The sequence below is a fragment of the Elusimicrobiota bacterium genome, from assembly GCA_026388095.1.
Lineage (GTDB): Bacteria > Elusimicrobiota > Elusimicrobia > UBA1565 > UBA9628 > UBA9628.
The window spans coordinates 1-10,183 of the sequence record JAPLKL010000071.1 but is presented as its reverse complement, the minus strand read 5'-3'; the positions used below and the strand labels follow the sequence as shown (position 1 = coordinate 10,183).

8 protein-coding genes are annotated in these 10,183 nt (G+C 69.9%); 3 read left to right on the top strand and 5 right to left on the bottom strand.

Translation table 11 applies throughout. From position 1 onward, the window contains the following. On the top strand, window positions 1-891 hold an 891-nt coding region (locus tag NTY77_18110; protein ID MCX5797409.1), incomplete at its 5' end, for a tetratricopeptide repeat protein. On the opposite strand, the gene NTY77_18105 is transcribed toward NTY77_18110, so the two are convergent. The 5 genes from NTY77_18105 to NTY77_18085 all read right to left on the bottom strand — a co-directional run bounded on the left by NTY77_18105 (window position 888) and on the right by NTY77_18085 (window position 7,256). After that, a complete protein-coding gene (locus tag NTY77_18105; protein ID MCX5797408.1) occupies window positions 888-1,784 on the bottom strand; it encodes an ADP-ribosylglycohydrolase family protein in 897 nt (298 codons plus the stop codon). The two genes, NTY77_18110 and NTY77_18105, sit on opposite strands and share 4 nt — an antisense overlap. Window positions 1,785-1,792: 8 nt before the next feature. Continuing rightward, on the bottom strand, window positions 1,793-2,077 hold the full coding sequence (locus tag NTY77_18100) for a hypothetical protein (GenBank protein ID MCX5797407.1): 285 nt from the start codon (window positions 2,075-2,077) through the stop codon (window positions 1,793-1,795). Beyond that, a complete protein-coding gene (locus tag NTY77_18095) occupies window positions 2,074-3,258 on the bottom strand; it encodes a hypothetical protein (protein MCX5797406.1) in 1,185 nt (394 codons plus the stop codon). Before NTY77_18095 ends, NTY77_18100 begins: the two co-directional genes overlap by 4 nt. Before the next feature lie 85 nt (window positions 3,259-3,343). Next, window positions 3,344-3,865 (bottom strand): ferritin family protein, encoded by a 522-nt coding sequence (locus NTY77_18090; protein MCX5797405.1) that lies wholly within the window; start codon window positions 3,863-3,865, stop codon window positions 3,344-3,346. A 16-nt stretch (window positions 3,866-3,881) separates the two neighbouring features. Next, entirely contained in the window at window positions 3,882-7,256 is a 3,375-nt protein-coding gene (locus tag NTY77_18085; protein MCX5797404.1) for a hypothetical protein, read from the bottom strand. 127 nt (window positions 7,257-7,383) lie between these two features. Here NTY77_18085 and NTY77_18080 point away from each other — a divergent pair, with 127 nt between their 5' ends. Then, window positions 7,384-9,024, top strand: coding sequence for a tetratricopeptide repeat protein (locus NTY77_18080; protein MCX5797403.1), 1,641 nt, complete (start codon window positions 7,384-7,386; stop codon window positions 9,022-9,024). Window positions 9,025-9,191: 167 nt separating this feature from the next. Then, a complete protein-coding gene (locus NTY77_18075; protein ID MCX5797402.1) occupies window positions 9,192-9,971 on the top strand; it encodes a hypothetical protein in 780 nt (259 codons plus the stop codon). Window positions 9,972-10,183: the final 212 nt, after the last annotated feature.

Sequence of the window (10,183 nt, the reverse complement as noted above, 5' to 3'; positions counted from 1 at the left end):
CTCGGCTTCTTCCTGGCGCGGCGCCGCTGGCCCGCCGGCTGGGCCGCGGGGACGATCTATGTCCTCGCTTTGCTCCCGGTCCTCGGCCTCGTCCAGCTCGGGCATCACATGGTGGCCGACCGGTACAGCTACCTGGCCAATCTCGGCTGGGCCGTGCTCGCCGGCGCGATCCTCAGGCCGCATCTGCGCGGCGGCCGCCGCGGCCTGGTCCTGTCGGGCGCCGCGGCGCTCGCGGTCCTCCTGGGCGCGATGACGGCGCGGCAGACGCGGGTCTGGCGCGACTCGGAGAGTCTGTGGCGGCACGCCGTCGCGCAGCGGCCGCGCGACCCCACCGTCCTCTACAATCTCGGGGTCAGCCTGATCGCCAAGGGCAAGAGCGCCGAGGCCGTCGCGTACCTCCAGACGCTGGTCGGCATCCGGCCGGACCAGGAGCCGGCCCGCTACAACCTGGCCGTCGCCCTGGACCTGCAGCCCGACCCGGAGGGGGCCGCGCGGCAGTACCGGGAAGTGCTGCGCATCGACCCGGGCAACGCCACGGCCCAGCTCAATCTCGGCGCGGACCTCTACAAGCTCAACCGCCGCGCCGAAGCGGCGCAGGAGCTGCGCCTGCTGCTGCGGCGCCACCCGGACTATATCCCCGCGTATTTCAATCTCGGCGTGATCCTGGCCGAGGCGGGCCAGTTCGACGAAGCCGCCCGGCAGTTCCGCCGCGCCCTGGAGCTCCAACCGGAGGCGCCGGTGCTGCGATTCCAGCTGGGCCTGAACCTGGCCAGGGGCGGCCGCCTCAGCGAGGCTATCGGGCAATTCCAGCGGATCTTGAGGGTCGACCCCGGCAATGGGCCCGCCCGCCAAGCCCTGGAACAGGCATTGACCCTGTCCGCTCGGCGCTAGCGCCGCTTGGCGAAGAGCTCACGAGCCAGGCGCTCGAGCTCTGCGCGGGCTTCCAGCCGGGCCAGGAGCTCCCGCGGCAATGCCCGGCTGCCGTTTCGGGCCCCGAACACGCCGCCGGCCATGGCCAGGATGGTGTCCGTGTCCCCGCCCAAAGTTATGACATAGCCGGCCAAGGCCTGGAAGTCCGCCGGATGGCGGCAGCAGGCGTGCAAAGCGGTCACCGCGGACTCGTGGGCGCGCACGCTGTTGCCCAGGAGGCGGCGGACCTCGGAGACCGGCGGCTCCTGGCCGAGCCAGGCGAGCGACTGTTCGAGGCGCGATCGGAATTCCAGCGCTTTGCTCCCGGCCAGCAAGGACTCCAGGAAGCGCTTGGGCTCGAACTCCGGCTCCAACGCCAAAGCCACGGCCCGGGCCATGAGCACTCCGCCCTCCACTCCGAGCGGGTGAGAGTGCGTGATCTCGCTGGAGCGGATGGCCGCGTCCTCCAAGGCCTTGGGATCGCGGTGGAAGAAAAGCCCCAGGGGTGCTGCGCGCATAGCCGCTCCGTTGCCGAAAGAGCCCTGAGGGAAGCCCGTCCGGCAGGCTTGCCGCCAGGGTTGGCCGGCGCGCACGGCCGCCAGAATCCGGCGCGTGCTGGGCCCGTAGCCGCGCAGGACTTCCAGGCGCTCGGCCCAGAGTCCGGCCAAATGGTCGCAGTCGACTCCTCCTTGTGCGATGAGCGATTCGGCCAGGCCCATGGTCATCTGGGTGTCGTCGGTCCAGCGCAAGGTCCCGGCATGGGGCAGGCAGATGAGGCGCCAGGCGAGCTTCTCGATGGGGCCGCCTTCGTGCGGGGCGCCCAGCGCGTCGCCCAAAGCCACTCCCAGCAGCGAGCCGACGAAGCGCTCTTCCAAGGGCGGATTCATTCTGGGGCGGACCCGGGGGTCCCGCACCAGCGGCGGTGCAGCAGAGGGACCAGGTACTGGCAGGAGACATGGAACACGGTCAGGCCCACCAGCAGCAGGAAGCTCCGGCGCCAGACGCAATACGAAAAATACAGGAACCATGACGCGCCCGCGACCCCGGACGGCCCCTGGCCGAGCCTGTTGCGCTTCAGCCAGGCGTAAAGGGACCACAGGTCGAGGAGCACGCCCAGGCCCAGGGCAACGGGCAGGACCACGGCGAAAAGAGATTGCAGGGCGCTCATGGCAATGGGATGGTCGGGCCCGTGTAGACGCGCTGGCCCATGAGGCCCTTGATCGTGCCGGCGATACGCCCTTCCTCCTGTATGGGATAGCGCAGCAGCTTGCCGGGCACCTGGGTGCTGCCCGAGGTCAGATAGCTTCGGCCGTATTTCATGAGCTGCTCAAGGCCCCCGCCTTTGTTCCAGTTTATGAACCCGCTCACGCCCTTGCCCGTGCCGGCCATGACGAATTGGCCCTCCTTGAGGAGCGCGGTGCCGTCCGCGGCAAGGGTCGGGGCCCAGCGGGTGACGGTCTGCACCCCGGCGCTGAGGGGTTTGAGGACTCCGCCCGCGCCAAGGAGCATGGAATAGCCGACTCCGGTCAAAGTGCCGGCGGTGTATTGATCGGAGTTCCGGTCGGCGGGGTCGGTCCCGCCGCTGATTTTCTTGCGGACCCAGCCGGTGCCGCCGAAGGTGAGGGCGTCTCCGAAGCCGGCAGAGAAGTTGGAGACCTTCTCCAGCTTCTTCTGGTCGATGTGGCTGTCGACCCAGAGCAGGGCCCGGTCGAAGCGGGAGAGCTGCGGCGGGGAGACCGGGGTCCGAGGCCGCATCGGCGGCGGAGCCTTGACCGCCAAAGTGTGCAGGCGCGCCGAGTCCCCGGCCGGGGCGAGGAGGTAGGCGTCGAGGGCGGCTTTGCGCTCGGCGGGGCTCATCGGCTTTCCCGCCGTGATCCCGCCGCCCGGGCCGCCAGCCGCCAGGCTCTCGGCTTTCTTGCGCTGGTCGAGCGCCGCGGCCATCTGGCCCCCGCGGTGCATGGCCGCGGTCTGCTGTCTCTGGAGAGCGGCGGTCTGGGCCGCGCGCTTCTCAGCCGAGGGTCCGCCGGGCGCGCCGGCCTGCCCCTTCTTGCGCGGCACTCCGGCCGGGGCGTAGTGCTCCCGGAGCGCGGCGAGCTCCGCGCTCATGCTCAGGCTCCGGGCCGCCGCGGCCACGCTGTCGAGGTAGGCCTTGATCTCCGCCGCGGAGGTGCAGGGCGCCGGACAGCCTTCCTGGACCAGCCGGGCCTGGAGTTGCGCCGCGTAGGGCTGGCCCGGCTGATGGGTCCTGAATGAAGACCGGGCTTGCTCTAAGGAAAAATCCAGGCTCTGGGCCGCGGCCGGGGAGCTCGCTAAGGCGAGGAGAAAGACGGCCAGGATGGAGGGGGACATAATGTGACTAATAGTATTGTGCGGCCGGCGGGCTTTGTCAAGCCGCCTCGAAAGTTGAAAAGTTAAGAAAGTTGACCACCGGCACCTAGAGACCGGTGGGCAGGTCCGGCGCCGCCACGGGGAAGCGCTCCGGCTGGCTGTCGAGGAGTTCCGTGAGCTGGATGAGATGGCTCTGCTCTTCGGCCAGGATCTTGTCCAGCGCGTGGCCGCGGTCGCCGAGGATCTGGTCCTTCAAGGCCATATAAGTGAGGATGGTGTCCTTCTCCACGGCGATGGCCAGCGCCAGCGCATCCAGATCGGAAAGCACGGCCCCGGCTGAGGTCCGCCCCAGGCGGCTGCCCATCAGGACGCTGGCGGCCGCCACGGCGCGCTGGTAGGGCGAGGCCTCGGCCGAGGAGGACTCGGCCGGCTGGCTGAGCTCCGCGACGCGCAGGAGCTTGCGGAACTCGACGGCATGCTCGATCTCCTGCCGGCGCAGCAGGCCCCAGGTCTGCTTGAGGCGCTCGTCGGCGGTCTCGCGCTCGAACTTCGCGTAGAGCTTCTGGCCGCCCTCTTCCATGGCGATGGCCAGCTTGATGAGGTCCTGCGGGCTTAAGGCTCCTTCCATGGGTGTCCCCTGAGGCCTAGTGCAGGCCGTAGATCTCGGTCATGTACTCGCCGAGGGTGCGCGCCTGGATGCGGCCGTCCTCGATGCGCAGGATCACGGTGTTCTGGGAGGCGCCCTGGCGCACCAGCCGGCCGATGCTGGCGATGGGCGGCAGGTCCGTGTCGCTGCCGTAGTAGGCCACGGCCGCGATGGACGGCGCGGCCAGCAGGCCAGCGGCGCGCTGCGTCAGCTTGAGCAGTCCGAAAGTGGCCTGGTCCGCCAGCTTCAGCGCGCTCTCCAGGCGGGCGCGCCGCTTGGCGGCCTTCTCCAGGGCCGCGGCCGCGGCGTCGAGGTCCTCGTACTCGCTGAAGCGGGGCGCCCACTGGAAGCGCACCGCGCTGCTCTGTCCGAAATGGGAGAGCCGCACCGCGGCGGCCGAAGGCTTGGAGGAGAACTTGTCGGCCGATCCCCGCGCGTAGGCCTTGCGCGCCTGCTCCATCAAGGACTTCGCGGCCGCGGCGGAGGCGCCCGCCTGCGCGGCCGACGGGCTCACGGCGACTTCCAAAGAGCCCACGGGCTTGTCCGTCAAAGAAGGCTGGTGCGTCGCGCCCATGTGATAGGGAAGGACGGACTTGAGCGTCCGGATGCGGATGCCGATGCGGCCCGTGGCCGGGTCGCGGGCCACGCTCACGATCTCGGTGTACGGGCCGAAGAACTTGCCCGTGGCCAGCCAGCTCAGGCACTCGGCGCAGAGCTTCTTGAACTCGCCGCCGCTGTTGCTGACCACGATGGTCTTGACCGTGGTCCCGGCCGGGGCGTTGGACAAAGCCGCGAGGATGGCGGTGCGCTCGGCGCAGAGGGTGATCTCCCGGCTGAGCTCCACGTTGGGCGCCGAGGTCCAGCGGCCGTCCGAGAGCTCCACGGCCGCGTGCACGTGGAAGTTGGAGAAATTGGGCTGCTCCAGAGCCTCTTTCTGCACCGCGGTGTAGGTCTCCAGGGCCTTGGCCACGAACACTTTGAGGCGCTCGGGGGCCACCGCGTCTCCGGAGACGTCCACCTGGCTCATGATCTTCTCGGCGTCGCCGGCCGGCAGGGGGCCGGGGGTCCGGTCGGACTCGATGGAGGAGCGCACCATCTTGAGGAAGAGCTCGGTTTGGGCCGCGTCATTGCCGTTCGCCGCCCGCTCCGCCGCCAGCAACTCGGCCAAAGCCCCGGGCAGGTTCTTGAGCTCCTGCGCGCTCATGAGGTTGACGACCACGTCGGCCTTCTCGCGCAGGGGCAGGATGTTGGAGCGCTCGTTGACCAGCAGGTGCGACCAGCCCTTGAGGTTGTTGTACACCGAGATGCCGCGCTCGTTCTTGTCGCGCTTGAGGCGTCGGGCCAGGCGGATGGCCGCTGGCGCGGCCAGGTACACGTTGAGGGTCTGGCGGCCCTTCACGGCGTCGAGGAACATGCTGTGCGAGGCGAAGATGGAGTCCACGATGAGCACGTCTTCCGGCGCCAACTGGAGGAACTGGCCGCTGTCGAAGGTGGTCGGGCCGTCCATCACGTGCTTGGGCAGCTCTATGCGCCCGCCGGCGAGCAAGGTCTTGACGTCGTCGGCCGCGCGCTGCAGGTGCAGGGCCTCGGGCCGGTCGTAGTCGGGCCGGCCCTGCGGGTCGCGGGGGATGTCGTTGGCGGAGCGGAAATAGAGGTCCACCGGGAAGACCTTCATGCGCGAGCCCAAAGTCTTGTTCAGGACCTCGGCCAAGGTGGACTTGCCGGCCGCGGTGGGCGCCTCTAAAAGGATGGCGCTGCGGCCGGGCAGGGCCTTGGCCTTCTCCTCTATGGAAGCCAAGGTCTGCTCCGCGTCCTGGGCCTGGTAGCGCATATAGTCCACGCCCTGGAATTCCTTGTCGATGAGAGCCTTGGCTTCGGCCACGCCCGCGGCGGCGGGGTCCGCGGCCGCGGCCTTGGCGCCGCGATGGACGAGAGAAAGGAGCTTCTCGGCGCCCCGGACGATGGGGCCGAGCACCGCGTTGGCGGCGTGGGGCGCGTACACCTGGGCCAGGATGATGCTGCCCATGGTGACGGCGATGGCCGCGTTGAGGGCCCAGGACATGTCCCCGCCCATGAGCGCGGCGAAGAGGTGCATGAGGCTGCCGCCGATGAGCAGGAGCTTGGAGGCCACCGGCAGGTTCTGGGGCGCGCGGCCCTCGGACTTGAAGATGTTGTAGTTGTTCCGTATCTGGGGGGCGTCCAGAGACCCCAGCAGGACCATGGCCGCGCTGAAGGCGATCTTGAGCCCGATGGAGAGCGGCACCACGGCCTGGGATGCGATGAGCGCCACGCCCGCAACCACGGCGGCCGCGGTGAGGGCCGTGGCCTTGAGGGACTTGGAGTCCTTCTTGAAGTAGTTGAGCTGGCCGACCACCAGGGCGCTCTCGGCCACGCCGGCGAAATTCGCCAGCCGCCAAGCCAATGCCGAGCCGTTGCCTACTGAGACCAAGGAGAGGAGGGTGGCGGCCGCGAACCAGATGAGCGGCCCGGCCAGGACCTGGTCCTTGGTCCCTTCCCGGCCGGTCTTGAAATTCTGGATGATCCAGGGGATGCCGAGGACCGAGAGGATGACGGAGCCCACGGCCGCGACCACCCCGACGTTAGCGGTCAGGATCGGCGTTGCCGCGGCGAGGGCGGCCACCGCGAGCCCGCTCGTGACCCACTGGACTGCGGGTTTCTGCCAGAAGGACTTGGCGGCCTGGGTCTGGGCCGCGGGGACTTCTGCGGTCTTGACCGAGACCGGTGAGGTCTGGGCCTGGGCCAGAGGGGCCGCGTAGCTCTTGATGCCGGCGGTCTGGGCGGAGACCGCGCCCTCCGTGGTCTCGGAGAGCTTCTCGTTGCGCAGCTCGGCGAAGACCTGCTCCGCCGCGCCCCGCGACGACTCCGCCGGGGCCTTCTGGCTCAGGCCCGGCAGGCTCAAGCTGGCGGTCACGCGCGCCGAGGTCTTCTGGATGTCGATGGGCCCGGTCCGGCCGTCGGCCGAGGCAGCGGCGATCTGGGGCTTGGACAGAGTCAGAGAGACGGGGCTGTTCTGGATGAGCGCGGGCGCGGCCAGGACCGGCGCTCCGGCCTGCGGGATGGCCGAGACGGGCAGGCCCGTGATGGGGGCGACGGAGACCCGGGGCTGGACCTGGGGCACGCTGGTGGTCAGGCCGGAACCGGAGAGGGTGGGGACGATGGCGCCCGGTTGGAAGGCCCCGGGGTTGGAGAACTGCGTCTGTCCGATGGCCCCGGCGGGGCCGAACTGGATCGGGGCCGAGGTCTGGACCTTCTGGATCACGACCTCGTTGGCGGCCGCGTAGCCGCTCAAGCCGAAGGAGAGGGCGAACTGGAGGCAGGCGAGCAGGACAGCGAGACCGCGCTTGAGCTTCATTACACTAAGAGTGTAAAGGAATGGCGCGAAAATGGTTGGGCCTAGCGGCCCCGGAGACCTAGGCTAAAGGTACTAGGGGCGAGCGGGTCATTCGCTTCCTGGGCATTTTGATATCATACCGGCGATCATGGCCAAGTCCCCGGGACCGTCTTCCAGTGCTTGGGAGACGCAGCTCTCGGCGGCGAGGCTCAGCGAACGGTCGGGACGCCCGGAAGAGGCGGCGCGGCGCTATCGCCAAGCCGTGGCGGCGCGGCCGGGAGGCCGCGAGGCCCGCATGGATTTCGCGCGGTTCTTGGAGCTGCGCGGCAAGTTCCGGGAGGCCGCGGTCCACGTCGCGCGCGCTCTTGAGCTCGGCGGGCCGCGCGCGGAGCTCCTTCTGGCCTCGGGGCGCTTGCATGAGAAGCAAGGACTCCTCCGCCAGGCCAAGGCCTACTATCGGCGCTCAGCCGAGGCCGCGCCGGACTGGGAGCAGCCGGCCTGGGAGACCGCCAGGGTCCTGGAGAGGATCGGCGACCTCCGCAACGCCGCAGCCTGGTACCGGCGCCTATGCCGGAGGGGGGGGGCGCTGGAGGGCCGGGCTCGGCTGGCCTTGGGCTGGCTGCGCTGGGAGCAGGGCCGCCGCCGCGAAGCGGAGAGCGACTTCCGGCGCGCCGCCGCGACGACGGACGGGGCGCTGCCCGACTGGCCGCGCATCTTCTCGGCCTTGCTCTGCGCGGGCCGCTATCGCGCCGCCTTCCGGCTCGGCGAGGAGATGCTGAAGAGATCGGTCAAGCTTTCGAACTCGAACTGCTTCCAGTGGCCGTGGTGGTACGATCCCGCGACAATGAGGCGGGCGAGGCGGCAGCAGTTCGTCGCTTCGGAGCTCCGGCGTCTGCGCCAGGCCGAGAAGGGCGGGGGCTTTGCGCATTGGTTCGCCTATTGCCGCGGCCCGCTTCTGGGCCGGCGCCGCGAGTTCGATGCCGCCTACGCGCGCATCAAGCGTCTGCCGGCGCGCTACTCCTGCCTGCAGCATCCCTTCGTCCTGCGCCTGCTCGACTGGTCCGATTACGACCGCGTCATCGCGGCCTGTCGGAAGGTCTCAAGGCGCATGCCGGGATATTGGGGCTTCCGCTGCCGGGCGGCCGAGGCCTACCTGATGAAGGGCGAGGCGGCCCGGGGCTTGCGGGAGTTCGCGCGCATCCAGGAGTCGGTCGACGCCTCGGCCAAGCCAGCGGTCATGACGTGGCACGCCGAGGCCAGGCTGTGGCTGGGGGATTACCGGAAGGCCGTCGAGCTCCTGGACCGGGCCTTGTCCCTCGGCGCCCCGGAATGGGCCCAGGGCTGGCGCGGCGCGGCCTGCCTCAAGCTCGGGCGGCCCGGCCGAGCGCTGGCGGACCTCGACCGCGCTCTGGAGCTCCAGCCGGAAGACGACGAAGCCCGCGTCTGGAGGGGAGAGGCCTATAGGATCCTGGGCCGGCAGGCCGAGGCGCTGCGGGACCTGGACCTGGTCATCCGGCGCTGCCCGGACTACGTCTGGGCCCGCTGCAACCGGGCTTTGGCGCGCCGCGCCTTGGGCGATGAGCGCGGCATGGCGGAGGATTTCCACGCGATCCCGACGAAAGTCCGGGCGGCCATGCAAGAGAGGCTGGGGCTGCCTTGGCCCAAGACTCTGAGCCCGGACGATATGGCGGCCGTCCTGCGATCCGGCCTGGACCGGGCCAAGGGCGTCCGGCGTCCGGAGAGCTATCTCGATCCGCTCTGGATGTCCGGCAAGCATCCGCGACGTTAGCCTGGTCCCGCCGCCGCCTCGAATCGCCGCCAGGTCCCCGAAAGGGCCCAACGGCCCAAAGACAGGTGGAACTCTAGACGCCTAAAACCCTGCCCGGATGGCCTAGGGCCGGGGCCGCGGACCGGGGCTATCCTCCCCTTGAAATGGACGCTGAGCAAGGAGGGGATATGAAGGCGATTGAAATCAGGATATCCGCGGTTCTTCTCATCGTCGTGCTGTCCTGCGTCGGTCGGCTGGCCGTCGCCGCGCAGCAGCGGCAGGACGCTTTTTCGGGCGCCCCCGCGTGCTCCGTGACGGACGCCCGGCCGGTCCGGGCCTTCGACCGAGAGGAGGCTGTGCGGGCTTTGGCGCCTTGTATGCGGGAGCTCGCCCAGCGCTACGGCGTCGCGGTCAGCGCGGAGCCGGGGGCCGTGGGCGTCGACGGCGGCCGCGCCGAAGCTCCGGGAATCCTGATCCGCGTCCCCGCTGAGATCAGGCCGGGCTGTCATGTCCTGATGGACTTGAGCTTCGCGGTCCGGGAACGGAGGCAGGGGCGGCTGCTCGGCTGGCCGGCCGGCGTCTGGTCGGGGAGCCTCGCAGGCCCGGAGCCGGTCTCGGCGGAGGGCTTGGCCGGCATGCCGGCTTGGCTCGACAGGCCGAGCCTGCGGCTGGACGCGAAGCTCACCCAGGCGCGCCTGGGCTGTGACGTGCACGTGATCTTGTTCGATAAGGACGACAACGAGGTCGAGCTGTCCCTGCCCGCGCCAGGAGCCGAGGCCGTCGTAACCTTCGTCAGGTCCACGGACGAGGAGTCCGGCCCCTACAAGGCCGCCAGCCTCGACGCGGGGGAGCCCGGCGCGCTGCGGCGGACCCTCGCGTCCGTCCCGATCCCGGCCGAGCTCGACGCGTCCATCCGCAAGGCGGTGCAGGACTTGTTCGGCCGTCTGCCGGGAGGAGGCGCCAAATGACGGCCCGGGGCGGCTTTCTTCGGCTCGCCTTCGAGCTCCCGGCCGCGCCGTAGGCGCGACCGGGACCCCAGCGCCGACGCTCCGGTCGGCGCTGGGCCGTTGTCCGCCTGGACGGCGGGCCGCTTCCCGGCAATCTGATAACATATCTGTCTCATGCTGCGCCCCATCGGCTTCATCGAGTCCTGCTTCCGGGAGAAATTCGGCACCCCGCG

Bases quoted from the DNA above. Each gene is read 5' to 3' on its own strand.
- NTY77_18100 (MCX5797407.1), bottom strand. From the start codon at position 2,077: ATGAGCGCCCTGCAATCTCTTTTCGCCGTGGTCCTGCCCGTTGCCCTG.
- NTY77_18095 (MCX5797406.1), bottom strand. From the start codon at position 3,258: ATGTCCCCCTCCATCCTGGCCGTCTTTCTCCTCGCCTTAGCGAGCTCC.
- NTY77_18090 (MCX5797405.1), bottom strand. From the start codon at position 3,865: ATGGAAGGAGCCTTAAGCCCGCAGGACCTCATCAAGCTGGCCATCGCC.
- NTY77_18085 (MCX5797404.1), bottom strand. From the start codon at position 7,256: ATGAAGCTCAAGCGCGGTCTCGCTGTCCTGCTCGCCTGCCTCCAGTTC.
- NTY77_18080 (MCX5797403.1), top strand. From the start codon at position 7,384: ATGGCCAAGTCCCCGGGACCGTCTTCCAGTGCTTGGGAGACGCAGCTC.
- NTY77_18075 (MCX5797402.1), top strand. From the start codon at position 9,192: ATGAAGGCGATTGAAATCAGGATATCCGCGGTTCTTCTCATCGTCGTG.